We start from the raw sequence: 24,699 nt of genomic DNA, 5'->3' as shown, positions 1-24,699 counted from the left end.
AACCTTCATCGTAGCCAACGCGGGTGACCGTTAAGCTTCCCCTGTGAATCCGGTACACCCCGTGGGTCGACGCTCCCTCCTGGCCCTCCTCGTCGCGGCCGGGGCCGCCGTGCTCACGGCCTGCCGCCTCCGGACCGGCAGCGGCACCGCGTCGACTGCCGCACCGCAGCGGTACGGCTACGGCGAGGATCCGAGCCAGTTCGCCGATCTCCACCTGCCCGCCGCGGGCCTCGCGGTCCGCGGCGTCGTGGTCATCATCCACGGCGGCTACTGGCGGTCCACCTACGGAGCCGAGCTGGGGGAGCCGCTCGCGCAGGATCTCGCGGGCCGGGGCTACGCCTGCTGGAACCTCGAGTACCGGAGGGCGGGCAACGGGGGCGGCTGGCCCGCCACGTTCGACGACGTCGCCGCCGGCATCGATGCGCTCGCCGCCGCCGCGGGGGAGCACGGCCTCGACCTCCGCTCGACGACGGCGCTGGGCCACTCCGCCGGCGGACACCTGGCCGTATGGGCTGCGGGGAGGGCAGGACTGCCGTCCGGCGCGCCCGGTGCAGGGGTCCCCACCGTGCCGCTCACCGCCGTCGTCAGCCAGGCCGGGGTGCTGGACCTCGGGGAGGCCCGCAGGCTCGGACTGAGCGACGGCGCCGTGGAGAACCTGCTCGGCGACCCCGGGGACCCGGAGCGGTACCGGTTCGCGGACCCGATGACCGCCATACCCTTGGACGTCCCCGTGTATGCAGTGCACGGCATGCACGATGCCACCGTGCCGCTCAGCCAGTCGGAGGGCTACGTGAGGGAGGCCACGGCGGCAGGTGCGACGGCGGAGCTGGTCCTCGTCCCGGGGGACCATTTCGCCGTCATCACCCCCGGCTCCGAGGCCTGGGAACGGATCGTCGGACTGCTCGACGACGCCGCCGACGCCGCCGTAGGGGACCCCGGCCCGCCCGTCGGGGGCTGACCGGGGTCCGGTGGGGGCATCCCTAGTTGAGGGGAAGCGTGCCCTCGGGCAGGGCACCGCCGGCGAGCAGGTCGCGTGCCGTGGTCGCGAGCGCGGTGAGCGCGACGCGCTGCGTCCAGGGGCCGTAGGAGATGCGGGCCACGCCCAGTTCCTGCAGGCGCGCCGGCGCGAGGCTGCCCGGCACGTTGATGACGCTCAGGCGCCGGGGACCGAAGGCCTCCACGAGGGTGGTCACCGCGTGCTCGTCCAGCAGCCCGGGCACGAACACGTTCGTGGCACCCACGGCCAGGTACGCCCTGCCGCGCTCCACGGCGTCGGCCAGGACGTCCGCGGGATCGCGGTCCCCGGCTCTCACGAAGGCGTCCGTACGGGCGTTGAGGACGAAATCGATCCCCTCCGACGTGCCTGCCCGCAGGACCGCCTCCATCTGCTCCACGGCGTCGGCCAGCGGACGCATCTGGTCCTCGATGTTCGCGCCGACGATCCCGACGCCGATCGCCCGGCGGACGGTGTCCTCCGGGTCGCCGTAGCCCGACTCCAGGTCCGCGGACACCGGCAGGTCCGTCGCCGCGGCGATCCGTCCTACGGCGTTGATCATCTCCTCCACGGGGATGTTCTCACCGTCGTCGTAGCCCAGCGACGCCGCGATCGAGTGGCTTGCCGTGGCAAGGGCCGTCGTGCCGGGGACGGCGGCGATGGTCTTCGCGCTGATGGCGTCCCAGACGTTCACCACCTGCAGGATCTCGGGGGCGGCGTGCAGCTGGGCGAGGTTGGCGGCCTTCGCGGCGAGGTCGTTGCGTGTGTCAGTCATTGAGTACCTTCCGGGTGTGCGAGGTGATCCAGGCGGCTGCACCGTCCACCTCCGTGGGGTGGATCCCGTGACCGCCCTGGCGGACGTTCCGGCTTACTTCGGCGCCACGGCTCTCGAGGATCGATCCCAGGCGGACCACGCTCTCGATCGGGGCCATGGCGTCGGACTCCCCGTTGAACAGGGCGACCGACGATCCGGACAGGTCCGCCTCGATCGTCCGCCCCTCCAGCGGGTACATGCCGGAGAACGCGACGGTGTTCCTGACGGCATCGGGGTGGAGCAGCGTGGTCGCGAGGCCGATGTTCGCCCCGTTGGAGAAACCGACGGCCACGAGCGGCCGACCGCCGATCCCGTAGTGGTCCCGTGCCCAGCCGACGAACGCCGCGAGTTCACCGGCGCGGCGTACGACGTCGTCGACGTCGAACACGCCCTCGCCGAAGCGGCGGAACCAGCGGTTCATGCCGTGCTCCTGCACGGGTCCACGGGGAGCGAGATGACCCGCGCCGGGGGCGAGACGCCCGGCGAGCGGCAGGAGGTCGTGCTCGGTGCCGCCCGTGCCGTGCAGGAGCAGCAGCACGGGGGTGCCGGGTGCTCCTTCCTCGAACAGGTGCGGCCACTGGTGGATTGCGCTCATGTCAGCTCCTGAAGAAGGCCTGGACGGCCGGGTTGTTCTCCGCGGGCAGCTCGATCTTCGCCACAGAATGGGCGATCGCCTCGCGGTTCGGCTCGAGCCACGGCGGCAGCTTCAGTGAACGGCCGAGTTCCAGCAGGGGCTCGTCGATGTCGAAGCCCGGGGTGTCGGTGGCGATCTCGAGGAGCGTGCCTCCCGGCTCGCGGAAGTAGATGGAGGTGAAGTACTGGCGGTCGAGGATCGCCGTCACGCCGTAGCCGCGCTCGGCGAGCTCCTGGCGCCAGAGCTCCTGGGTCTGCTGGTCGGGGACACGGAACGCGATGTGGTGCACCGTGCCGCCGGCCACGAGGCCGCGCTCACCGCGGGCGTCGGTGACGACGTCGACGACCGTGCCGGGCTCGCCGGCGTGCGTGCTCAGACGGTATCGGCCGTCCTTCTCGCCGAGGACCGTCATACCGAGGTCGCGCGTGAACGTCTCGAGGGTGCGGGTGGGATCCTGGACCGTCAGGACGGACGAGTGCTGGCCGCGCACGGCGTACTCGGCGGGCACCGAGGCGGAGTCCCACGGATTGCGCGGATCGGAGATGGAGGAGGCCACGAGGTCGATCTGCAGTCCGTCGGGGTCGCGCAGCGAGAGGCGCTCCTCCTCGGACGAGGCGCGGGAGATGGTGGACTCGACGCCGAGTGCCTTGAAGTGCTCCTGCCACCAGCCCAGCGTGCCCTGCGGCACGGAGAAGGCGGTGGTGGTCGATTGTCCGCTGCCGATGCGTCCGCTGCGGATGCCCTGCCACGGGAAGAAGGTCAGGAGGGATCCGGGACGCCCGGACTCGTCGCCGTAGTACAGGTGGTAGGTACCCGGGTCGTCGAAGTTCACGGTCTTCTTGACGAGCCGCAGCCCCAGCCCCCTGATGTAGAAGTCGATGTTCTTCTGGGGATCACCGGCGATCGCGGTGACGTGGTGGAGACCTTCGGTTTGTGCAGTCACGCTGTCCTCCTTGATGGGGCCGGCCGGGCGAGCGCCGGCATGTCCATGCAAACGCATGCAAACCGGCATTTGTTCCCCGGCCTGCCGGTGCCCTCCGAGCGATAGGCAGCCTGCTGACCGTCGTGGGCCCCCAGCTTCCTGTGTCATCCTGTTCGCATGGCAGCGAGAGGGCGGGTCTCCGGGTGGGTCCGCCGCACCGGTATCGAGGTGGTCGGGTGGACCCTCGTGGTACTCGGGATCGCCGCCCTGGTGCTGCCCGGACCGGGACTCCTGATGCTCGCCGCCGGCCTCGCGGTCCTGTCGCAGCAGTACCACTGGGCGCGCCGCTACCTGAAGCCGCTGAAGTCCAACGCCTATCACGCAGCAGCGCTCGGAGTGGCGACCATCCCCCGCATCGCCGTGAGCTGTGCGAGTGCCCTCGTGATCATGACCCTCGGCGTGATCTGGATCCTCCAGCCCGCCGTGCCGTCCTGGTGGTTCCTCGCGGACAAGTGGTGGCTGTTCGGGGGGACGGGCACGGGTATCAGCCTCATCGCGTCCTCGATCATCGCCCTCGTGCTGATCGTCTACAGCGTGCGCCGGTTCCGCGGCCGCCCTCTCCCCGCGCGCCCCCGCGGATTGCGGCCGGAGACGGAGTAGGCCGGACCGCCATCGCGTACGCGGGATCCGCCCGCGACGCGGAACTTCCCCGGTGGCGGGGACACGGCGGCTGGTACGTTGAGGGAGTGCTCACCGTGATCGGGGAAACCCTCATCGACGAAGTCGTCAGCGACACCGCACCCATGAGCGCGCACGTGGGTGGAAGCCCCATGAACGTGGCCGTGGGACTCGCCCGCCTGGGGCATCCGGCCCAGTTCGTGGGCCGGTACGGCGACGACGAGTACGGCCGCATGATCCGGGAGCACCTCCGCGACAACTCCGTGCCCTTCCCCGTGGAACCCGACGGCGCCCCCACGAGCGTCGCGACCGCGCGCCTCGACCCCGCGGGTGGGGCGTCCTACGACTTCCAGCTCGTCTGGGACCTGCCGGGGCTGGTCGCCCGGAAGGACACGCTCCTCGACGGCGCCACCCTTCTGCACACCGGCTCCATCGCCACGATGCTCACCCCCGGGGCAGCCGACGTGCTCGCCCTGGTCACGGCGGCGCACCCCCTCGTCACGGTCACCTACGATCCCAACTGCCGGCCCACCATCATCGACGACGTGGAGCACGCCCGTGCCCAGGCCGGGAAGTTCGTCGCGCTCGCCGACGTGATCAAGGCCTCCGACGAGGACCTCCAATGGCTCTACCCCGATCGCACCCCGGAGGAGTCGGCGCGCGCCTGGCTGGACGCCGGCGCCGCCGTCGTCGTGGTGACCCGCGGGTCCCAGGGGCCGTGGGCGATCTGCCGGACGGGCGAGGTGTCGGTTCCCGCACCCTCCGCGAGCGTGGTGGACACCGTGGGCGCCGGGGACTCCTTCATGGCGGCCCTGGTGGGGGCGCTCGTGGACAACGAACTCGACGGCGCCCATCGGCGCGAGGAGCTGCGCCGAATCAGCCTCGGGCAGCTGACCGGGATGCTGCAGTACGCAGCCCGGGCGGCAGCCATCACCGTCTCGCGCGCGGGAGCGAACCCGCCCTCGCGCGACGAGATGGCACGCCAGGCCTGACCGCCGCGATCGACCACGACACCAGGAGCACACCCATGACCCGCGATCCCTATGCAGACCTGCCGCAGGTACCCCAGTTCGAGCTGACCAGCGAGACGATCACCCACCACGAGCCGCTCGATCCCGCACAGGCCTCCGGGGTGATGGGCGCGGGAGGCAGGGACGAATCACCGCAGCTCAGCTGGAGCGGCTTCCCCGAAGCCACGAGGAGTTTCGCCGTGACCGTCTATGACCCCGACGCACCCACCGCGAGCGGGTTCTGGCACTGGTCGGTCGCCAACCTGCCCGCCACCACCACGTCCCTGCCCGCAGGTGCGGGCACCGACGGCTCCGGCCTGCTGCCCCAGGGCGCCCTGCAACTGCGCAACGACGGCGGCTTCGCCGGGTTCGTGGGTGCCGCACCTCCCGAGGGCCACGGCCCCCACCACTACCACGTGGTCGTCCACGCGCTGGACGTCGAGTCCCTCGACCTCCCGGCCGAGGCCTCGCCCGCCTACCTCGGCTTCAACCTCTTCTCCAGCACCATCGGCCGTGCCCGGCTCATCGGCACGTTCGAGCGGTAGCGGGACGGCCTCGAGGCCCATCCGCCGGTAGGGTGGAAGTCCGGAACCTGAAGGAGTCAGCGATGCGCCTCGTGGCGAGCGACATGGACGGGACCGTCGTGGGCCACGACGGCACGATGAGCGAGCGCACCATCCGCGCGTTCCGGGCATGCGTGGAGGCGGGGGTCGACGTCGTCTTCGTCACGGGTCGTCCTCCCCGCTGGCTGCAGCCCCTGCGCGACCAGCTCGGTCATACCGGGACGGTCATCTGTTCGAACGGCGCGCTGACGTACGACCTCCAGGAGGAGCGCGTCCTCGACGCGAGGCTCCTCGAACCCGAGGACGTCTACGCTGCGCGCGATATCATCCGCGGGCTCTACCCTGCGGCCACCTTCGCTGCCGAGACGGTGTCGGGCTTCCAGATCGAGTCCGGCTTCGCCGACGGAGCGACCTCCGAGCTGCTCGGCGGGATCACGGCGCAGCCGTTCGAGGAGTCCCTGCCCGGCGAGCACGTCGTCAAGTTCCTCGCACGCGAGAAGACCGTCTCACCCGACGAGTTCCTCGCGGCCGTGCGGCCGGCCGTCGCCCACCTCGTCTCGACGACGCACTCCGCGCCGACCATCGCCCTGCTCGAGATGGCTGTCCCCGATATCGACAAGTCCGTCACGCTCGCCCGGTACGCGGCGGACCGCGGGATCGACGCCGCGGACGTCGTCGCCTTCGGTGACATGCCGAACGACGTCCAGATGCTCGGCTGGGCCGGCCACGGGTACGCCATGGCCTCCGGCCACCCGGACGCGCTCGCGGCCGCGAACCTCGTGGCGCCGCCGTTCGAGGAGGACGGCGTGGCCCAGGTGCTGGAGGAACGGCTTGCGGCGCTCCGCACGGCCTGACCCGGGCCGCTACCCCTACCTCGACAACCGCTCCGGCACGCGGTCCGACGCGTCCCCCCTCGCACTGTCGCACCGGGGGTTCGCCCCCGCCGGCGGCGAGAACACCATGGCGGCCTTCGAGCGATCCGTCGAGCTCGGCTTCCGGTACCTCGAGATCGATGTCCGCGCATCGGGCGACGGCGTGGTGATGGTCTTCCACGACGAGTTGCTCGATCGCGTGACCGACGCCCGGGGGCCGATCGCGGGGCGGACGGCGGCGGAGCTGGGCGCTCTGCCGGTGGGCGGCGGCGGCGGCATCCCCACGCTCGAGGAGGTGCTGCTGCGCTGGCCGGAACTGCGCCTGAACATCGACGTCAAGAGCGACGACTGCGCCAGGCCGTTCGCCGAGCTCGTCAACCGGCTCGGCGCCCATGACCGCGTGCTCGTCGCCTCGTTCTCCGACCGTCGCCGCCGGAGGGTGCTGCGCCTGCTCGACAGGCCGACGGCGTCGTCCGCCGGCATGGCGGTCAACGCACTCCTGAAGCTGGCCGCACCCCTCGGGCTGGCAGGTCCCCTCGCACGGATAGCCGAGGTCCAGGCGCTGCAGGTACCCGAGACGTATCGTGGCGTCCGCGTGGTGACGCGCCGCTTCGTCGCCTCGTGCCACGCGGCCGGCCTCCACGTCCATGTCTGGACCGTCAACGCGCGCGAGGACATGGACAGGCTGCTCGATCTCGGCGTCGACGGCCTCGTGTCCGACGCCGCGGACGTGCTCGCCTCCTGCCTGGTCGACCGCGCGGCGTGGCCGCAGAACGGCGACCGGCCGGAGGGGTGACCGCGCAGTCCCGAAGCCGCCGATGCGCAACTCCGGCGGCTGTCGCGCATACCGGCCGTTCGTGGACGAGGAGGCCGGGTGCAGTGTTGCTCCCGGACGTGCAGGAGCCCGGTCGCGGCCACTCCCGCGACCGGGCTCCCTCGGTTTCGGTGCGTCAGCGTCGGTATCGCGCCCGCCGCTGACCCACCGAGCCTGGTGCCTGCGGTGGCCGCGCTGAGGGCACCGCAGGAATCTATGGGCGGCTCTTGCCGGGCTTCGCCTCGACGCCCAGCTCCACGGGATCCGTGGTCACCGCACCGTGCGCATTCGAGAACGTGACACGGAACAGTCGTCCGTCGTCGGCGGCCGCTGCCTTCTTCACCTCCGCGACGGAGGTATACGTCCCGTCGTCGGCCCGCTCGGCCCGCTGGGTCACCTGCGCGACCTGCCAGGTGGCGCCGCTGTCGTCCGAGCTCTCCCAGACCGCGACGGGCTCGGGCGTCCCGGTGGCACGCGCCGTGAAGTGCGCCTTGTGGCCCTCCCGGACCCTTGTCGACTCGGGGGCGACTCCGAGTTCGGGGACACCGACGCCCTGGTCCACGGTGGGCCACCCGTCCTCCCAGCCCATCTTCTGCAGGCCGAGGGTCGGGATGTAGGGCGTGGTCTCGTTGGAGGCGTCGTAGTAGTGGAACGCGAGGTAGTCGCCGAAGACGGACTGGCCACCCACCCCGTTCATCGCGCCGTGCGACTCGAGGAGGATCGAGCCACCGCCGCCGAACATGTCCCGGCCCTCCTTGTCCAGGTACGGACCGGTGACCGACGTGGAGCGTCCCACCGCGATCTTGTACGTGGAGTCCGCGCCGCGGCAGCAGAAGTCGAAGGAGGTGAAGAGATAGTAGTAGCCGTCACGCTGCATGATGTAGGGCGCCTCGATGGGGTTGCCCGGGATGAAGCGGTCCGCGAGGTTGACGGTCCGGGACTGCCAGTCCTCCACCGGCTTGCCGCTCGGCCATTCGAGCGGAATCAGGAAGATGCCGTACCAGAACGAACCGATGGACATGTAGGGCTTGCCGTCCGCGTCCTCGACGATCCCCGCATCGATCGCGTTGAAGGTCTTGTTCGGGTTGGCGGGATCCAGCCCGGTGACGGGGGACTCGACGACGACGCCCTGGTCCACCCACTCGTAGTCGGGGTCCTCCGGATCGAGTGTCGTGTTGGTGGCCAGCGCGGTCAGGGAATTGTTGCCGCCGAACTGCGACGCCGAGTAGTAGAGGTAGTAGGTGCCGTCGTTCTCGTAGATCTCGGGAGCCCAGAGATTCTCGGGGAGAGGACCGCCCGAGAAGTGCTCGTCGATCCACGCGGGGATCTCGTCCCATACGGTGCCGGTGTACTCCCAGGTGGTGCCCTCGTCGTGGGAGGACCAGATCTGGATGGTGCCGCCGTTCTCGCGGGCCAGCAGCCCGGTGGAGTAGACGTACCATGTGCCGTCGTCGTCGATGATGAGGGCCGGATCATGGATGGGGCTGGTGTCGCCGACCACCGACTTGCCGCCCACGAGATCATCGAGGCCGGCGGCGGCCGACTGCTGCGTGAGGGTGATGGGCCGGGCCGGATCCTTGGGCCCGGCGCTCGCGGGCAGGGCCACAGCGGTGAGTGCGAGGGTGAGCGCGGCGACGAGGCTCGCGGGACGCGTCCAGTATCTCTTACGTGACGTCATTATCACGTGGTCCTTTCGACGGCGGAGAGGAGGGCCGCGGTGCGCGGGAACCCGTTTACATCGTTGTCTACATCGTTGTAGAAGAGTGCCACGGGACGGCTGCGGTGGTCAAGCAGGGAAGAAGAAGTCGGCATACCGTCACGTCCGCCCCGCCCCCACCGGGGCGTCCGGGCTGCTCGTGCCGGGGGTCTCCCGGCCGGGCCTACGGTCGGAGAACCGGGTCGGTCAGGGTCCTCAGGTAGTGCAGGGCCGTAGGAGCATAGGCGCGCATCGACGCGTCGTCGGCGTACACCAGCAGGCGGAGCCAGGAACCGTACCGGTGCACGCCGGCCAGCGCCAGGGCGGGTTCGACGGCGGCGCGCAGCTCCGGCAACGGGGCGAAATCCGTCCACCGCTCGAGGTAGGCGGCGATGACCCGCTGGATCCGCGGGTCGTCCGCCGTCGTGTTCCACTGTTCGCGCATCCGCGTGATGGGCACGAGCAGGGTGCTGAACGGATGCGCCCAGTAGGCGTCCGCGAAGTCGAAGAACCGCAGGGGATCCGCGCTCGCGCCGGGCAGGAAGCAGTTCCGGGCGTGCAGGTCGTTGTGGTCGAGGGAGAGCGGCACCGCGACGCCGCGCAGCACCTCGACGGCGTCGCCGATGGCCGGCAGGCGGCGGACGACGTCGTCGGCCTCGTCCGCGGACAGATACAGCGGATGCTCGGACGGCAGCCCGGTGTGGAGCAGCAGCTGGTTCTCCACGAAATTGGCGGCCACCTCCGGGTTCATGAGCACCAGGCCCGCCTCCGACAGCCGCTCCCCGTGCGGCGCGACGCGCTGCTGCAGGTCCGCGAAGTCGCTCGTGATGCGCGCCCAGACGGAGGGGTCGTCCGAGCCTAGGCTGTCCAGGGTGGCCCCGTGGTCCGCCGTGAGCATCCAGCCGCGGGACGGCTCGATGGCCAGGGGGGCCGCGACGTGATCCGGTGCCAGTTCCCCGAGCAGGGACATGATCGAGGCCTCCGCGAACTGCCCCAGGTTGTTCTCCTTGAACCACAGCGTGCCGTGGTCGGTGGGGACGGTCAGCTGCGTCGACCAGAAGCGGATGCGCGGCTGCTCGGCCGGCCCCAGCCGCACGACGCCGAGGGCCTCCAGCACGGCGTCGATCCACTGTTCCGCCTGCTGCCGCCACTCGGACGTCGACCAGACCTCGCGGGAGTTCATCGGGCGCCGGCAGGGCAGTGGAAGTGACACATGCGCCCATTGTCACACCGGGTCAGCCCAGCTTCGAGGGCCTGCTGCCGTGGTCGCTGGACTCGAGCTCCTCGGGGCCGGGAACGTGTTCGCTGCCACGCGCCCGGGCGATCGCCGTCATGCCGTGGAAGATGATCAGGGCCGCGGCGGTGCCGAGGGCGATCCCCGCGAAGGTGAGGTCGCCGATGACCCAGGTGAAGTCCGCGATCCCGATGACCAGCGCGACCCCCGCCGTCGACAGGTTGATGGGGTTCGAGAAGTTCACCTGGTTCTGCACCCAGATGCGGACACCGAGGATGCCGATCATGCCGTAGAGCACCACGCCTGCACCACCGAGCACGCCGGCGGGGACGGTGGCGATGAGCGCCCCGAACTTCGGGAAGAGGCTCAGCAGGATGGCGACGATCCCGGCCACCCAGTAGGCGGCCGTCGAGTAGACGCGGGAGGCCGCCATGACACCGATGTTCTCGGCGTACGTGGTGGTGCCGGATCCGCCTCCCGCACCGGCGATCATGGTGGCGAGGCCGTCCGCCATGAGTGCGCGCCCGGTCAGGGGATCCAGGTCGCGGTCGGTCATCGCCGCCACGGATTTCACGTGACCGATGTTCTCCGCGACGAGCACGAGGACCACGGGGACGAAGAGCCCGACGACGGAGAGGTGGAACTCCGGGGCGGAGAAGTCCGGCAGGCCGATCCACGCGGCGTTGCCGATGGCGGCGAAATCCACCTCCCCGCGGATCATCGCGACGACGTAGCCGGCGAGGACGCCGACGAGGATGGACAGCCGCCCCAGGATCCCCTTGAACAGCACCGTGACGAGCAGGATCGCGATGACGGTCACCAGCGCGGTGAGGGGCGCCTGTTCGAAGCTCGCCTTCGCCGTGGGAGCCAGGTTCAGGCCGATCAGCGCGACGATCGACCCGGTGACGATCGGCGGCATGGCCAGCTGGATCCAGCGGGCTCCGCCGGTGTGCACGATTCCGCCGATGATCGCGAGGGCCGCACCGGCCATGATGATGCCGCCGAGTGCGCCCGCAGCCCCGTACTGCGACTGCGCCGCGGCGATGGGCGCGATGAAGGCGAAGCTCGAACCGAGGTAGCTCGGGACCTTCCCCGCCGTGATGACGAGGAACAGGATGGTCCCGACACCGGAGAAGAGCAGGGTGGTCGAGGGCGGGAAGCCCGTGATGAGCGGGACCAGGAAGGTCGCGCCGAACATCGCCACGACGTGCTGGGCGCCGATGCCGATGGTCCGCGGCCAGCTCAGGCGTTCCTCGGGGGCGACGAAACGGCCCGGAAGCACGTTCCTGCCATCCCCGTGGAGGGTCCAGCCGATGCCTCGTGCGCTCATGGGTCTGCCTTCCGAAGGGGTTCGAGGGGTTTCCCGAAAGCCTATCGGCCGCGCGCGATCTTCGATGCTACGTTGCAGGTGATCGAGGGAGAGGGCAGGCAATGGTATTCACGGTCCGAGGACGCACCGTCCTGGTCACCGGTGCGGGTATGGGCATGGGCAGGCTGTACGCCGAGCGCGCCGTCCGCGAGGGAGCGGCCGCCGTCGTGCTCTGGGACGTCGACGGGCGCGCCCTCGAGGAGGTGGTCGCGAGCCTTGCGGCCGAAGCGACCACGCTGCACAGCTACGTGGTGGACGTCGCCTCGGTGGAATCCATCCAGGCGGCGGCCGGCGCCGTCCTCGGCGACGTCGGCGTGCCGGACGTGCTGGTGAACAACGCGGGCATCGTGCGCGGCAAGTACTTCTGGGAGCACGACCACCGCGCGGACATCGACCTCACGCTCGCCGTCAACACCGCCGGCCCGATGCACGTCACGCGCGCGTTCCTCCCGGCCATGATGGAGCGCGGCACACCGGCCAGGATCCTCAACGTGGCCTCCGCGTCCGGGACGCTGGCCGTGCCCAGGATGAGCGTGTACGCGGCGTCGAAGTGGGCCGTGATCGGCTGGAGCGACTCCCTCCGCCTCGAGCTCGTGGCGGCCGGTCACCCGATCGCCGTCACGACCCTCATCCCGAGCTACATCAGGACCGGGATGTTTGAGGGCGCCCGCGGGCCCCTCCTGACGCCACTCATGGAACCGGGGCACGTGGTGGAGAGGGCGTGGCGCGGCATGCTCGCCGGCCGGGCGCGCGTCCAGCTGCCCTGGACCGTGCAGCTCGGGGGGACACTCCGGAACCTCCTGCCCCAACCCGTCTGGGACGTCGTCGCGGGGCGGGTCTTCAAGGTGTACAGCTCCATGGAGCACTTCACCGGCCGCCCGACCGGCTCCACGGCCGGCGCGGCACGGAAGGGGAACGCCTGATGGGTGCTGCACGGCTCCTCGCCGGACAGCGCCGGTACTTCGCCTCCGGAGCCACCAGGAGCGCCGCCTGGCGCCGGGACCAGCTGCACGCGCTCCTGCGGCTGCTCGGCGAGCGGGAGGAGGAGGTGACCGGCGCCCTGGAGCAGGATCTCGGCAAGAGCGGCACGGAGGCGTTCCTCTCCGAGATCGCCGTCGTCCGGGCGGAGGCCGACCACGCGCTGCGGCACCTCGACCGGTGGATGGCCCCGGAGAGGATCGCCGTGCCCCTCGGGCTGCGCCCGGCCCGTGCCTGGACGCAGGCCCGGCCCCTCGGCACCGTGCTGATCATCGGACCCTGGAACTACCCGCTGCAGCTCGTGCTGGCACCGCTCGTCGGAGCTCTCGCCGCAGGCAACACGGCCGTGCTGAAGCCCAGCGAGCTGGCCGGCTCGACGTCGCGCCTGCTCGCCCGGCTCGTCCCGCTGTACCTCGATCCGCAGGCCGTGGCCGTCGTCGAGGGAGGCGTGGAGGCGAGCACGGATCTCCTGGCCCAGCCGTTCGACCACGTCTTCTACACCGGCGGTGAACGCGTGGGAAAGATCGTGATGAAGGCCGCGGCGGAGCACCTCACCCCCGTGACGCTGGAGTTGGGCGGCAAGTCGCCCGCGGTCGTGGTGGGTGGTGACGTCCGTGCGGCGGCGCGGCGGATCGCCTACGGCAAGTTCATGAACGCCGGCCAGACGTGCGTGGCTCCGGACTACGTCCTGACCACGCCGGATGCCGCCCCCGTCCTCGCGGACGCGCTGGCGGACGCCGTCCGGCACTTCTACGGGAGCGACCCGAGGGCCTCGCACGACTACGGGCGCATCATCAACGAGCAGCACTTCGACCGCCTCGTGGGGCTCCTGACCGACGGGACGGTGGCCTCCGGCGGACGGTACGAGCGCGCCGAGCGGTACCTCGAACCCACCGTCCTGCGCGATGTGGACCCCGGGTCCGCGCTCATGCAGGAGGAGATCTTCGGTCCGCTGCTGCCCATCGTCGAGGTGGAGGACCTCGACGAGGCGATCGGCTTCATCGGCGCGCGGCCCCACCCGCTGGCCGCATACCTGTTCAGCGATCACGAGGAACACCTGCGGGAGTTCGCCGGGCGGGTGCAGGCCGGCGGGCTGGCGCACAACGTCTGCACCATCCAGCTCGCGGTCCCGGGACTGCCGTTCGGCGGAGTGGGCGCGAGCGGCACGGGCAGCTACCACGGGCGGCGTTCCTTCGAGACGTTCAGCCATCAGCAACCCGTGTTCTCCAAGCCGACCCAGCTGGACACGCTGCGCCTCGCCTATCCGCCCTTCGGTCCGCTCAAGAGGAAGCTGCTGCGCAGGCTCCTCTAGGCCCGGGTCAGCTGATGACGGCGTCGACGAGGGCCTTCGCCTCGGCCTGCACCTGCTTCAGGTGCTCCTCGCCGCGGAACGATTCCGCGTAGATCTTGTAGACGTCCTCGGTGCCCGAGGGGCGGGCGGCGAACCAGGCGTTCTCGGTGGTGACCTTCAGGCCGCCCACGGGGGCGCCGTTGCCGGGGGCTTCCGTCAGCCGGGCCGTGATCTCCTCGCCGGCGAGGGTCGTGGCGGTGACGTCCGACGGCGCGAGCTTGCCCAGGGCGGCCTTCTGCTCGCGCGTGGCCGCGGCGTCGATCCGCGCGTACACGGGCGCGCCGAAGCGGTCCGTCAGCCCGGCGTAGTGCTGCGACGGCGTCCTGCCCGTCACCGCGGTGATCTCCGAGGCCAGCAGGGCCAGGAGGAGGCCGTCCTTGTCGGTGCTCCACGGCGTGCCGTCCAGGCGCAGGAAGGACGCACCGGCGGACTCCTCGCCCCCGAAGGCGAGTTCGCCGCTGAGCAGGCCCGGCACGAACCACTTGAAGCCCACCGGGACCTCCTGCAGCACCCGGCCGAGGTCCGCGGCCACGCGGTCGATGATCGACGACGAGACGAGGGTCTTCCCGATCACCGCATCCGCGCGCCAGTTCGGGCGGTTCGCGTAGAGGTACTGGATGGCGACGGCGAGGTAGTGGTTCGGGTTCATCAGCCCGGCGTCGGGGGTGACGATGCCGTGGCGGTCGGCGTCGGCGTCGTTCCCGGTGGCGATGTCGAACTCCGTGGCCCGCCCGATCAGCGAGGCCATGGCCGACGGCGACGAGCAGTCCATGCGGATCTTCTCGTCCCAGTCCAGGGTCATGAACGCCCACTGCGGGTCGACCCGAGGATTGACCACCGTCAGGTTCAGGTCGTGGCGCTCGCCGATCGCACCCCAGTAGTCCACGGAGGCACCGCCCATGGGGTCGGCGCCGATGTGCACGCCGGCCGCCCGGATGGCGTCCAGGTTCAGCACGGACGGGAGGTCGTCGACGTAGTGCTGCAGGAAATCGTAGCTGCTGATGCCGTCGGCGGTACGGGCCTGGGCGATCGGCAGGCGCTTCACGTCGCGCAGGCCGCCCTCGAGGAGGTCGTTGGCGCGGTTCGCGATCCAGTTCGTGGCGTCCGAGTCGGCGGGGCCGCCGTGCGGCGGGTTGTACTTGAAGCCGCCGTCCCCCGGAGGGTTGTGCGAGGGCGTGATGACGATGCCGTCGGCCTGCTCCGTGCGCGTCGCGTTGTAGGTGAGGATGGCGTGCGAGACCGCGGGGGTGGGGGTGTAGGCGCCGCGCGCGTCGATCAGCACGTTCACCCGGTTGGCGGCCAGCACCTCGAGGGCGGTGTCCTGCGCGGGTTCGGACAGGGCGTGCGTGTCCTTGCCCATGAAGAGCGGCCCGGTGATGCCCTGCCCGGCGCGGTACTCGACGATCGCCTGCGTGATCGCTGCGATGTGCCCCTCGTTGAAGGAGGACTTGAGGGACGAGCCGCGGTGCCCGGAGGTCCCGAAGGCCACGCGCTGCGCGGGGTCCCCGAGGTCGGGTTCGACGTCGAAATACGCGTCGAGCAGCTGGGTCACGTCTACGAGGTCGCTGGGAAGGGCTACGGTGCCCGCTCGGTTAGCCATGGGCCCAGCATGCCAAAGAACGCGCGCGATTACACCCGCCACGGCCGGAACCGGTAGTGATCGGGTGGTGACGACGGCTATCGGGCCGGCCGTTGCCCGCCCCTGGATCATCAGTAAGCTGAGTATCAGCACCCAGCCGGGGGCGGACGGATGACGGAAGGTACCACCATGAGCGAGAATCCCAGCGACACCCCCACCGGAGACCCCGAGGAGCAGGGCGCGGAGAAGGCCGGCAAGCTCGAGGAGCAGGACGCCGGCGGCTACGGCGGCCCCGGCACCGAGGACGAGATAGCCCCGGGCTTCGAAGCCGACAACGGCGGCGGGTCGGGCGCCTGACGGCCCATGACGGGGATCGACCGCGACCCCGGCCACCGCGGCTAGGGTGAAGGGGTGATCGCACCAGCACCCCAGCGTCCGCTCCGGATCGTCCTCGCGCCGGACTCCCTCAAGGGCAGCCTCCCCGCAGCGGAGGCTGCCCTCGCCATGTCCGGAGGTGTCAGGGCCGCGGCTGCACGCCTGGGCCACCCGGCGCCGCGCGTCGTGCTGGCCCCGCTGGCCGACGGCGGCGAGGGGACGCTGGACGCGCTCCTGACCGCCTGGTCCGTCGAACCGCGGACCACGGCCTGCCATGATGCCGCGGGCCGGGCGCGCAGCGCCCGCTACGGCATCTCGTCGTCCGGGACCTCCGGCATCCCCCGGACGATGGGCGTCCTCGAGGCGGCGGAGGCCAACGGCCTGCCCCTCGTGGCCGATCTCCCCCTCGACGCCCTCACCGCCACGAGCTACGGCGTCGGCGAGATCGCCGCCCGGCTGCTCGACGACGGCGCGGAGGAGATCCTCCTGTGCATCGGCGGATCCGCGACCACCGACGGCGGCGCCGGGCTCCTGTCCGCCCTCGGTGCACGGTTCCTCGACCGCGACGGCGACCCGCTGCCGCCCGGCGGAGGGGCACTGGCGGCGCTGGCCTCGATCGACACCACCGACCTCCACCCCCGTGCGCGGTCCGTCCGCTGGCGCATCGCCGTGGACGTCGACAACCCCCTGTGCGGACCGCGCGGCGCCGCCGCCGTCTTCGGCCCGCAGAAGGGCGCGACGCCCGACGACGTCGTCGTGCTCGACGCGGGCCTGGCGCACCTCGCGCGCATCGTGGAGGAGGTAACCGGCGTGGCGGTGCTCGAGGTGCCCGGTGCGGGCGCCGCCGGCGGGCTGCCGGCCGTGCTCGTGCCGTTCCTCGGCGCGGAGATCGTGCCCGGCTCGGCCCTGGTGGCGGATGCCGTCGGGCTGTCCGCGGCGCTCGCCGACGCGGACCTCGTCCTCACGGGGGAGGGGTCCCTGGACGCGCAGTCCCTCGGCGGGAAGGTGGTGCAGGCCGTGGTCGGGAACGCCCCAGCGGGATGCGCGGTGGTGGCCATCGCCGGACGCGTGCAGCTCACGGCGGCGGAGGTGCAGGACGCCGGTCTGGCGGCGGCGTTCTCCATCGCCACCGGCCCCATGGCGCTCGACGAGCTGATCCAGGGGGCCGGGGCGCTGATGGAGGAGGCCGCCGCGCAGGTGTACGGCGTCTTCGGTGCGAACCGCCCGGGCTAGACCTTGATCTCGCGCTTGAGGATCTTGCCGGTGGGGCCCTTGGGCAGGGCGTCCACGAGCACCACGCGCCGAGGGTACTTGTAGGCGGCCACGCGCTCCCTGGCGAACCCCACGATCTCGGCACCGAGCGCCTCGCGGGCGTCGTCGTCGGCCGGTACGTGCTCGGCCTTGATGCCGATGACGGCCACGATCTCCTCACCGTGCAGGTCGTCCGGCACGCCGATCACGGCGGCCTCCGCGACGGCGGGGTGCTCGTACAGCACCTCCTCGACCTCGCGCGGGTACACGTTGTAGCCGCCGCGCAGGATCACGTCCTTCTTGCGGTCCACGATGAACAGCAGCCCGTCCTCGTCCACCCGCGCGAGGTCCCCGGTGCGGAACCAGCCGTCGGGGATGGCCGCCTCCGTGGCGTCCGGGTTCTCCCAGTAGCCCTTCATGACGCAGTGCCCGCGCACGGCCAGTTCGCCGACCTCGCCCTGCGGCACCTCGTTGCCCTCGGGGTCGAGCATGCGCACCTCGACGCCGTCCACGGGCGTGCCGATGGAGCCGGGCTTGCGGAGGTGGCCCACCCGGTTGAAGCTCACGATCGGCGAGGTCTCGGACAGGCCGTACCCTTCCAGCAGGTCCGCCCCGAAAACGCGCTCGAACTCGTGCAGCACCTCGACCGGCAGCGCCGACCCGCCCGAGACGGCCACCCGGACGGAGGAGAGGTCGGTGTCCGTGACGCCCGGGTGGCGCAGCATCGCGATGTACATCGTGGGGACGCCCTCGAAGATCGTGACGCGGTCCCGGGCGATGATCTCGAGCGCCTTACCCGGCTCGAACCGCGGCAGGAGCGTCACCGTGGCACCGGTGAGGACGGCGGCGTTGAGCGCGCAGGTCTGCCCGAAGATGTGGAAGAACGGCAGGCCGCCGAAGAGCACCTCGCCCTCGCTGGTGCCCATGAGGTCGCGTGAGATCTCCGTGTTCCGCGAGAGGTTCGTGTGGGAGAGGGTGGCCCCCTTGGGGCGCCCGGTGGTACCGGAGGTGTACAGGACGACGGCGGTGTCCTCGCCGTCGAGCTCCACCACCCCGGGTGTGGGCTCGGCGCCGGCGACGCGCTGCATGAAGGCGCCGCTGTCCACCGGGATGACGACGACGTCCTTGCCGGTTCCGGCGCCCGACTCCTCGGCACCTGCCTGTGCCTCCGCGAGGACGCCTTCCCAGGCGAAGACGAGGCGGGCCCCGGAGTCGGTCAGGTGGTAGGCCACCTCGCGTCCCTTGAGGAGCGGGTTCAGGGGGACCACGACGGCGCCGGCCCGCAGCACACCGTAGTAGACGAATGCCATCTGCGGGATATTGGGCATCACGAGTGCGACCCGGTCACCCCGCCCCACGCCCTGCTCCGCGAGGATCGTCGCCACCTTCTGGCTGAGCGCCTCGAGGGCGCCGAAGGTGACCTCGACGTCGTCGAGCTTGATGGCCACGGCCGAGGGGCTCCTCGTCGCGGTGGCCACGAGATTGTTGGCGAGGTTCGGCACGCGATCTCCTTCGATCCGGGGTGCATCTGCTGCTGCCGGCACGGAAGTTACCGGTGGGTAGAAGTCTGTGGGATCGGCGGCGCGCACGCAACAGGGCCCGCCCCGGGGTGCCGGGCGGGCCCTGCCGTGTGCGGTACGGGGGTGTTGCTACCGGACCCCGCTCATGGCCTTCCGGATGGCCGGGGCGCCCGCGATGAGGGCACCGCCGAGGACGATCGCGGTGATACCGCTGAACGCGAAGTACGGCACCTCGTTCGCCTCGGAGTAGAAGCCGGCGAGGAGCCCGGAGACGGTGGTGCCGAGCGAGATGGAGAGGAAGAACAGGGCCAGCATCTGGGTGCGGAAGGCCTCCGGTGCCAGCTTGGTGGTCACGGACAGGCCGATGGGGGAGATGAACAGCTCGGCCCAGGTGAACAGCAGCAGGATCGCGGCCAGGCCGATCAGCGGCGTGCTGTTCGGCCCGCCCCCGGCGAAGGGGATGAACGCGAGGAAGGCGAGGCCCATCACGATCAGGCCGAAGGAGAACTTCAGGGGCGACGACGGCTGGCGGCTGCCCAGGCGCGTCCAGACGGTGGCGAAGACGCCCGCGAAGACGATGATGAAGATCGGGTTGATCGACTGCACCATGCCCGGGGGCATCTCCCAGCCGAAGAGGTTCCGGTCGAGCCGGCTCTCCGAGTACAGCGCGACGACCGTGAACTGCTGCTGGAACAGCGACCAGAAGGCGGCGCTGGCGATGAACAGCGGCATGAAGGAGTAGACGCGGCGCCGTTCCACGGGCGTGACCTTGCTGCTGGTCAGGATGACGGCGAAGTAGGCGATGGTCGCCACGATCGCGGTGTAGGCCATGACGTTGGCCAGGTTCCCGGCGTCGAGCAGGCCCGTGGCGAGGACCACGCCGACGATCACCACGAAGGCCGCTGCGATGCCGATCCAGCGCGGATAGGCGGTGCGGGGCAGGGGGTTCTCGACCTCGTGGGCGGCGTCGGGGAGGTTCTTGCGGGTGAGGCCGTACTGCACGAGTCCCGCGGCCATCCCGATGGCGGCCAGGCCGAAGCCCACGTGGAAGCCGTAGGTGTCCCACGCGAGGTTGGTGAGCAGCGGACCCACGAGGGCGCCGATGTTGATGCCCATGTAGAAGATGGAGAAGCCCGCATCGCGGCGCTCGTCGCCGGGAGCGTAGAGCGTGCCGACGAGGGACGAGGCGTTGGCCTTCAGGCCGCCCGAACCGATCCCGACCAGCACGAGGCCGATCGTGAGGCCCACCACGCCCGGCAGCAGTGCCAGGGCGATGTGGCCGCACATGATGATGATCGCGGAGTAGAACAGCACGCGCTCGGACCCGAGGACGCGGTCGGCGAGCCAGGCGCCGAGGATGGTCGAGAGGTACACGCCCCCGCCGTAGGCTCCGACGAGCCCGGCCGCCGTGGTCTCGTCGAACGCGAGGCCGCCCTCGGCCACGGAGTAGGTCATGTAGTACAGCAGCAGCGCCTGCATGCCGTAGAACGAGAACCGCTCCCACAGTTCCACGCTGAAGAGGTTCGCCAGCATTCGCGGGTGACCGAGGAACGTCTTCCCGCCGGCGGCGGGGGTCTGCTTCGTGGTGCTCACTTACTCCATGGTGCCGCTCGGGTGGGAGAAGCGCAAAACATCGGGCCGCTGCAGGAGGGCCTCGATCTGCGCGGTCGCCGCGAGTAGCTGGTCCTCCTCGCCGGGACGGCCGATGAGCTGCACGCTCATGGACAGGCCGTCCGGGAGGAGCAGTGTGGGCACGGTCACGGCGGGCAGGCCGCACACGTTCACCATGGAGGTGTACGGCGAGTACAGGCACTGCCGGAGGTAGTCGGTGTCGCCGTCGGCGTCGGTGTACCAGCCGATCGGGCGGGGCGTCATGGCCACCGCGGGGGTCAGGACCATGTCGTAGCGGGAGTACTGCTCGATCGTGTCCTGCTCGAACTGCCGCAGCACCTCGACGGCACCGGCGAGCTGTGCGGCGGTCCGGCCCATGGCGCGGCGACGCAGCACGCGCGTGATGTCCGTCAGCCGGTCCTCGCGGTCCTCGGGGATGGGCGCCGCGGCGAGTCCTGCGGTCCAGACGAGCTGGAAGGCGTCGTGGTAGCGGGCGTCGTAGCGCAGGTCCGCGTCCACGACGTCGTGGCCGGCCCGCTGCAGCACCTCGATCCCGGCCGAGAACGCGTCGGTCGCGGCACTGTCCAGGCTGATGTCCATCGCGGCGGCGAACGGGGAGGCCGTGCTGACACCGATGCGGAAGCGGCCCTCGCCGCGCAGGGCCGCCTCGGTGAAGGACCCGGGATATCGGGAGGCGGCGCTCGTGGGCCGGTAGTTGGGCTCGCGCACCAGGGCGTCGAGGAGCAGCCCGGCGTCCACGGCCGAGTGGGCCAGGGGGCCGGCGACCACGAACTGCCCGAGGTCAGCCTGCCCGGAGCCGGAGGGCACGCGTCCCCGGTTCGGCTTCAGCCCCACCAGCCCGGTGGCGGCGGCGGGGATGCGGATGGATCCGCCGCCGTCGGTCCCGGGCGCGAACGGGATCATCCGGGCGGCCACCGCGGCCGCGCTGCCGCCCGAGGAGCCGGCAGGGCTGAGGCGCGGGTCGAGGGGGTTGCGGGCCGGGGGCGCTATGCGGTTCTCGCTGTAGCAGCTCAGCCCGAACTCCGGGACCTGGGTCTTGCCGAGGCTGATGGCACCGGAGCGCCGCAGCACCGCGGCCAGGGGTGCATCCTTCGCGGCGACGGCGTGATCCAGCGCGGCCGTGCCGAGCGTGGTCCTCACGCCCGCCACGTCGGTGAGGTCCTTGTGCGCCAGCGGCACGCCGTGCAGCGGACCGAGGGCCACCCCGGAGGCGCGCAGGCGGTCGGCATGGTCGGCGGCCCGCAGGGCGTCGTCGTGCGTGACGGTGATGAACGAGCCGAGTTCCGGGTTCATCGCGTCGATCCGCCGGAGGAAGTGCTCCGTGACCTCGCGCGCACCGACGGCCCCGCGCGCCAGCGCGTCCCGGAGGGTGAGTGCTGAGAGTTCGTGCAGTTCGCTCATGGGGCTCCAGTCGGCAGCGGGCTGTCGCCGGCTCATCGCGCCTCAGGCCCTGACGGGACGACAAGGACAACTATAGGAGCCCAGTGCGCGCTGCCCGACGAGGTGGTGATGGCGGTGCCACGCCGGACCGTGAAAAGGTAGGCGCATGAGTGAACCCCAGAACGTCCCGGTGACGGCCGTGCCCAGCGATGCGCGGATCCTCGATGTCCGCGAGGACTACGAGTGGGAGGCCGGCCACGCCGACGGCGCCGTGCACATCCCGCTCGACCAACTCCCCGCACGGCTCGAGGAGCTGGACCCGGACGAGGACCTGCACGTCATCTGCCGGTCCGGCGGACGGTCCCAGCGTGCTGCCGAGTGGCTCGAGGGCAACGGCTACACGGCCATCAACGTGAGCGGGGGCATGGGAGCCTGGCTCGAGGCCGGCAAGCCGATGGTGTCCGAGACGGGCGCCGAGCCCACCGTCCTGTGACCGGTCCGTCCCGTTCCTCCTTCGCCTACCTGGGACCGGAGGGCACCTTCACCGAGGCCGCCCTCCTGCAGGTGCCCGGCGCCGCAGCTGCCCGCCGCGTCCCGTCGTCGACCGTCGGCGCAGCGCTCGAGGCCGTCCGTGCCGGAGAGGTGGACGCCGCGATGGTGCCCATCGAGAACTCCGTGGAGGGCGGTGTGAGCGCCACGCTCGACGCCATCGCCGTCGGAGAGCCGCTGCGCATCCTGCGCGAGGAACTCGTGCCCATCACCTTCGTGCTCGCGGCGCGGCCGGGGGCGTCGCTCGACGGCGTCCGACGCATCGCCACGCACGGCCACGCCTGGGCGCAGTGCCGGACCTGGGTCGATGCCCATGTGCCGGACGCGGAATACCTCCCCGCGTCCTCCACCGCGGCCGCCGCCTACGGGCTGGCCGACGGGCAGGCCCACGACGATGGCCATGACGCCCTTCGGGCTGCCGGGTACGACGCCGCGATCTGTTCCCCGCTCGTGGCCGAGCGCCTCGGGCTGGCCGTCCTGGCCCTGGACATTGGGGACGTCACGGACGCCGTTACGCGGTTCATCCTCGTGGGCAGGCCTGATGCCGTGCCGCCGCGCACGGGGGCGGACAAGACCACGCTCGTGATCCCGCTGCCCGAGGACCACCCCGGAGCCCTGATGCAGATCCTGGACCAGTTCGCCGCGCGGGGGGTGAACCTCAGCCGCATCGAGTCACGCCCCACGGGCCAGTTCCTCGGCGACTACTTCTTCAGCGTCGATGCCGACGGCCATGTCGAGGACGCCCGTGTCGCCGACGCACTGAAGGGACTGCACCGCATCAGTCCCGGGCTGCGGTTCCTCGGGTCCTATGCCCGGGCCGACCGCCGCTCACCGGCCGTCGAACGCCACACCTCCGACGACGCCTTCGGGGCTGCCGACGCGTGGCTCGCAAGCATCCTCGGTCCTGCGGCGGATGCCCCACCGGCAGGACGTAAAGCACAGTAGGCTTACTATCGAAGGTCCTCCTACTGAAGGCTGGTTCCACGATGGCTCGATTGCGCCGCAGCAACACGCGCAGGCCCGGCATCACCCGACGCCGCCACGGCAAGGGTTTCAGCTACCGGGCGCCGAACGGCGAACTGCTGCAGGACCGCGACGAGATCGGGCGCATCCGCGACCTCGTGATCCCGCCGGCGTGGAAGGACGTGTGGATCGCGCCGTATCCCAACGGGCACGTGCAGGCCATCGGGACGGACGACGCCGGGCGGCGCCAGTACATGTACCACCCGGCCTGGCGCGAGCAGAAGGACCGCGAGAAGTTCGACCGCGCGCTGGACTTCGGTGCCAAGCTCCCGAGCGCCCGCCGTGCCATCACCCAGCACCTGCGCAGCGACGGCCTCTCGAGGGAGCGCGCCTTCGCCGCGGCACTGCGGATCGTGGACTCCGGCGCATTGAGGATCGGCTCCGCCCAGTACGCGGAGGCCAACGGGTCCTTCGGCGTCACGACGCTCCTCGTGGAGCACTGCAGCATCGACGGGCACACGGTCGCGTTCGACTTCCCCGGCAAGAGCGGGCAGCACTGGGACACCGTGCTGGAGGACGAGGACCTCGCTGATGCGCTGCGTCCCATGCTGGAACGCGAGGACGCCGACACCGTGCTCGCCTACCAGAGCGACGACGGCAAGTGGCACCACGTGGACGGCTCGCTCCTCAACGAGTTCCTCCGGCAGGTCACCGGCGGGCCGTTCACGGCCAAGGACTTTAGGACCTGGCAGGCCACCGTCGTCGCCGCGATGGCCCTCGCCAAGGAGGACATCAAGGCGACGAGCCGGACGGCCCGCCAGAAAGCCGTCAGCGCCACCATGAAGGCCGTCGCCGACCACCTCGGCAACACCCCCACCGTGGCCCGGAGCTCCTACGTGGACCCCCGGCTCGTCGACAGGTTCATGAGCGGTGAGGTCATCCCGATCACCACCTACTCGGCCTCCGAGAAGGCCGTGCAGGAGCTCCTGCGCGACTGAACCCGCACATTTCCAACCACCCCGTTCGTCAGTACGCTGGCAGCGGGCGCCCATCAAGGAGCGCATCCTTCGACGAAAGGCAGAATCATGACCGAGAAGGCTCATGGAGGACACATCGTCAACCCCGACGAGGGCGACGTCAACCGCAACGAGGGCGACGGCTCGACGTCGGACCCGAACTGGCGGGGCGACCTCGGCGACCAGGGCAACGACGTGCGCTTCGCCGAGGAGCAGGCCCTCATCAACCAGCAGGCCGGCCGCGCCGACCGCACGCAGGACGACATCGACGCGGCCGAGGAGGACGGCACCTACACGAGCGCCGAGCCCGTCGGCGGCTCCGGCGGCTACACCTCCGCGCAGGATCCTGCGGAGGAGGGCGAGTACACCGACATGGACAAGCCCGTCGTGGACGAGCCGGAGGGCCAGGGCGGGTACACCGACACCGACCGCTAGGAGCGGCGGAGGGGGGGGTGAGGGAGGGGAGGGAGGGCCTGATGCCCGGTTCGCGCGGGCGTGGGTGAGG

The 24,699-nt window shown here is 71.0% G+C and carries 24 protein-coding genes; 14 read left to right on the top strand and 10 right to left on the bottom strand.

All coding sequences use genetic code 11. The features are described 5' to 3' along the window. Positions 1-109 precede the first annotated feature (109 nt). Positions 110-958, top strand: coding sequence for a prolyl oligopeptidase family serine peptidase (locus tag ACX80N_RS13895; protein ID WP_459340006.1), 849 nt, complete (start codon positions 110-112; stop codon positions 956-958). Positions 959-980: 22 nt separating this feature from the next. On the opposite strand, the gene ACX80N_RS13890 is transcribed toward ACX80N_RS13895, so the two are convergent. The 3 genes from ACX80N_RS13890 to ACX80N_RS13880 are packed head-to-tail and all read right to left on the bottom strand — an operon-like array spanning position 981 to position 3,385. Next, the gene (locus ACX80N_RS13890; protein WP_459339879.1) at positions 981-1,769 is read right to left on the bottom strand and encodes an isocitrate lyase/PEP mutase family protein; all 789 of its coding nucleotides are present in this window, start codon (positions 1,767-1,769) and stop codon (positions 981-983) included. Continuing rightward, the gene (locus tag ACX80N_RS13885; protein ID WP_459339878.1) at positions 1,762-2,403 is read right to left on the bottom strand and encodes an alpha/beta hydrolase; all 642 of its coding nucleotides are present in this window, start codon (positions 2,401-2,403) and stop codon (positions 1,762-1,764) included. The genes ACX80N_RS13890 and ACX80N_RS13885 overlap by 8 nt, the downstream gene beginning before the upstream one ends. Before the next feature lies 1 nt (position 2,404). Continuing rightward, positions 2,405-3,385, bottom strand: coding sequence for a ring-cleaving dioxygenase (locus ACX80N_RS13880; protein ID WP_459339877.1), 981 nt, complete (start codon positions 3,383-3,385; stop codon positions 2,405-2,407). 156 nt (positions 3,386-3,541) lie between these two features. On the opposite strand from ACX80N_RS13880, the gene ACX80N_RS13875 reads away from it, so the two are divergent. The 5 genes from ACX80N_RS13875 (at position 3,542) to ACX80N_RS13855 (ending at position 7,283) form a co-directional block, all read left to right on the top strand. Next, a complete protein-coding gene (locus ACX80N_RS13875; protein ID WP_459339876.1) occupies positions 3,542-4,024 on the top strand; it encodes a PGPGW domain-containing protein in 483 nt (160 codons plus the stop codon). Positions 4,025-4,110: 86 nt separating this feature from the next. After that, on the top strand, positions 4,111-5,034 hold the full coding sequence (locus ACX80N_RS13870; RefSeq protein ID WP_459339875.1) for a carbohydrate kinase family protein: 924 nt from the start codon (positions 4,111-4,113) through the stop codon (positions 5,032-5,034). A 35-nt stretch (positions 5,035-5,069) separates the two neighbouring features. Then, the gene (locus tag ACX80N_RS13865; RefSeq protein ID WP_459339874.1) at positions 5,070-5,597 is read left to right on the top strand and encodes a YbhB/YbcL family Raf kinase inhibitor-like protein; all 528 of its coding nucleotides are present in this window, start codon (positions 5,070-5,072) and stop codon (positions 5,595-5,597) included. A 62-nt stretch (positions 5,598-5,659) separates the two neighbouring features. Further along, positions 5,660-6,469, top strand: a complete 810-nt coding sequence (locus ACX80N_RS13860) for an HAD family hydrolase (RefSeq protein WP_105032271.1) — start codon at positions 5,660-5,662, stop codon at positions 6,467-6,469. Next, positions 6,447-7,283: a glycerophosphodiester phosphodiesterase family protein gene (locus ACX80N_RS13855; RefSeq protein WP_459339873.1), complete on the top strand. Its 837-nt coding sequence runs from the start codon at positions 6,447-6,449 to the stop codon at positions 7,281-7,283. The genes ACX80N_RS13860 and ACX80N_RS13855 overlap by 23 nt, the downstream gene beginning before the upstream one ends. A 232-nt stretch (positions 7,284-7,515) precedes the next feature. Here ACX80N_RS13855 and ACX80N_RS13850 read toward each other — a convergent pair whose 3' ends face one another. The 3 genes from ACX80N_RS13850 to ACX80N_RS13840 form a co-directional block, all read right to left on the bottom strand. Beyond that, the gene (locus tag ACX80N_RS13850) at positions 7,516-8,979 is read right to left on the bottom strand and encodes a glycoside hydrolase family 43 protein (RefSeq protein ID WP_459339872.1); all 1,464 of its coding nucleotides are present in this window, start codon (positions 8,977-8,979) and stop codon (positions 7,516-7,518) included. Between the two features lie 202 nt (positions 8,980-9,181). Beyond that, a complete protein-coding gene (locus ACX80N_RS13845; RefSeq protein WP_459339871.1) occupies positions 9,182-10,210 on the bottom strand; it encodes a hypothetical protein in 1,029 nt (342 codons plus the stop codon). Positions 10,211-10,232: 22 nt separating this feature from the next. Then, positions 10,233-11,561: a uracil-xanthine permease family protein gene (locus ACX80N_RS13840; RefSeq protein ID WP_459339870.1), complete on the bottom strand. Its 1,329-nt coding sequence runs from the start codon at positions 11,559-11,561 to the stop codon at positions 10,233-10,235. A 101-nt stretch (positions 11,562-11,662) separates the two neighbouring features. Here ACX80N_RS13840 and ACX80N_RS13835 point away from each other — a divergent pair, with 101 nt between their 5' ends. Together ACX80N_RS13835 and ACX80N_RS13830 are read left to right on the top strand one after the other, a co-directional pair. Beyond that, positions 11,663-12,523 carry an SDR family NAD(P)-dependent oxidoreductase gene (locus ACX80N_RS13835; RefSeq protein ID WP_105032275.1) on the top strand — a complete coding sequence of 287 codons (861 nt, stop codon included), beginning with the start codon at positions 11,663-11,665 and terminating at the stop codon, positions 12,521-12,523. After that, positions 12,523-13,890, top strand: a complete 1,368-nt coding sequence (locus ACX80N_RS13830; protein ID WP_459339869.1) for an aldehyde dehydrogenase family protein — start codon at positions 12,523-12,525, stop codon at positions 13,888-13,890. The genes ACX80N_RS13835 and ACX80N_RS13830 overlap by 1 nt, the downstream gene beginning before the upstream one ends. A 7-nt stretch (positions 13,891-13,897) precedes the next feature. On the opposite strand, the gene pgm is transcribed toward ACX80N_RS13830, so the two are convergent. Next, complete coding sequence (pgm, locus tag ACX80N_RS13825; protein ID WP_105032277.1) at positions 13,898-15,529, bottom strand: phosphoglucomutase (alpha-D-glucose-1,6-bisphosphate-dependent); 1,632 nt, start codon at positions 15,527-15,529, stop codon at positions 13,898-13,900. A gap of 168 nt (positions 15,530-15,697) precedes the next feature. Here pgm and ACX80N_RS13820 point away from each other — a divergent pair, with 168 nt between their 5' ends. Both ACX80N_RS13820 and ACX80N_RS13815 read left to right on the top strand, forming a co-directional pair. Next, positions 15,698-15,865, top strand: a complete 168-nt coding sequence (locus ACX80N_RS13820) for a hypothetical protein (protein WP_459339868.1) — start codon at positions 15,698-15,700, stop codon at positions 15,863-15,865. A 54-nt stretch (positions 15,866-15,919) separates the two neighbouring features. Continuing rightward, positions 15,920-17,116 carry a glycerate kinase gene (locus tag ACX80N_RS13815; protein WP_459339867.1) on the top strand — a complete coding sequence of 399 codons (1,197 nt, stop codon included), beginning with the start codon at positions 15,920-15,922 and terminating at the stop codon, positions 17,114-17,116. On the opposite strand, the gene ACX80N_RS13810 is transcribed toward ACX80N_RS13815, so the two are convergent. The 3 genes from ACX80N_RS13810 to ACX80N_RS13800 all read right to left on the bottom strand — a co-directional run bounded on the left by ACX80N_RS13810 (position 17,113) and on the right by ACX80N_RS13800 (position 21,687). Further along, on the bottom strand, positions 17,113-18,636 hold the full coding sequence (locus ACX80N_RS13810; protein WP_105032278.1) for a long-chain-fatty-acid--CoA ligase: 1,524 nt from the start codon (positions 18,634-18,636) through the stop codon (positions 17,113-17,115). The genes ACX80N_RS13815 and ACX80N_RS13810 overlap by 4 nt on opposite strands. A gap of 147 nt (positions 18,637-18,783) precedes the next feature. Then, positions 18,784-20,247, bottom strand: coding sequence for a peptide MFS transporter (locus ACX80N_RS13805; protein WP_459339866.1), 1,464 nt, complete (start codon positions 20,245-20,247; stop codon positions 18,784-18,786). Next, positions 20,248-21,687: an amidase gene (locus ACX80N_RS13800; RefSeq protein WP_459339865.1), complete on the bottom strand. Its 1,440-nt coding sequence runs from the start codon at positions 21,685-21,687 to the stop codon at positions 20,248-20,250. It lies immediately after the preceding gene. Positions 21,688-21,832: 145 nt separating this feature from the next. Here ACX80N_RS13800 and ACX80N_RS13795 point away from each other — a divergent pair, with 145 nt between their 5' ends. The 4 genes from ACX80N_RS13795 to ACX80N_RS13780 all read left to right on the top strand — a co-directional run bounded on the left by ACX80N_RS13795 (position 21,833) and on the right by ACX80N_RS13780 (position 24,629). Then, on the top strand, positions 21,833-22,159 hold the full coding sequence (locus tag ACX80N_RS13795) for a rhodanese-like domain-containing protein (protein ID WP_105032280.1): 327 nt from the start codon (positions 21,833-21,835) through the stop codon (positions 22,157-22,159). Next, complete coding sequence (pheA, locus tag ACX80N_RS13790) at positions 22,156-23,160, top strand: prephenate dehydratase (RefSeq protein ID WP_459339864.1); 1,005 nt, start codon at positions 22,156-22,158, stop codon at positions 23,158-23,160. Before ACX80N_RS13795 ends, pheA begins: the two co-directional genes overlap by 4 nt. Positions 23,161-23,201: 41 nt before the next feature. After that, complete coding sequence (locus ACX80N_RS13785) at positions 23,202-24,176, top strand: DNA topoisomerase IB (RefSeq protein WP_105032282.1); 975 nt, start codon at positions 23,202-23,204, stop codon at positions 24,174-24,176. A gap of 87 nt (positions 24,177-24,263) precedes the next feature. Continuing rightward, a complete protein-coding gene (locus ACX80N_RS13780; protein ID WP_105032283.1) occupies positions 24,264-24,629 on the top strand; it encodes a hypothetical protein in 366 nt (121 codons plus the stop codon). Positions 24,630-24,699: the final 70 nt, after the last annotated feature.

It is taken from the genome of Arthrobacter sp. MDT2-16 (genome assembly GCF_054510925.1).
Note: the sequence above shows the minus strand (reverse complement) of the source record. Positions and strands in the feature narration are given on the sequence as shown.